This window comes from Mycobacterium angelicum (genome assembly GCF_002086155.1).
Classification (GTDB): Bacteria; Actinomycetota; Actinomycetes; order Mycobacteriales; family Mycobacteriaceae; genus Mycobacterium; species Mycobacterium angelicum.
On sequence record NZ_MVHE01000317.1, the window covers coordinates 1 to 419 of the forward strand.

Below are 419 nucleotides of genomic sequence, written 5' to 3' on the forward strand. Positions count from 1 at the left end.
GTGCTGACTCAGTTGCAGGGCTGGCTGACGCGGTCCGACACCGTCGACACTGCGCTGGTCATCCTGACTCGTCACGCGGTGGCTACCAGCGTTCACGACCTAGCCCCGGATCTGGCGCATGCCGCGGTGTGGGCACTGGCACATTGCGCCCAGAACGAGCACCCGGGCCGGATCACCCTCATCGACACCACCCCCACCAGCGACGAGAGCCTGCTGTTCAATGTTATTGCCGCCCTGGGTGATACCCTGACGGAGCCACAGCTTGCGTTGCGCCACAGCAGCATTCACGTTCCCCGCCTCGCCCCGGCCAGTTTCCTGACGCCGCCGCCGGGCTCTGACTGGCAGCTGGGTACCACCGGCAAGGGTGATTTGTCGAATCTGGCGCTGGTGCCCACCGAGCCGATCGAGTTGGCTGCCGG

1 protein-coding gene is annotated in these 419 nt (G+C 66.1%); it reads left to right on the plus strand.

The features are described from left to right. On the plus strand, positions 1–419 hold a 419-nt coding region (locus BST12_RS32705; protein WP_170062241.1), incomplete at both ends, for a SpnB-like Rossmann fold domain-containing protein.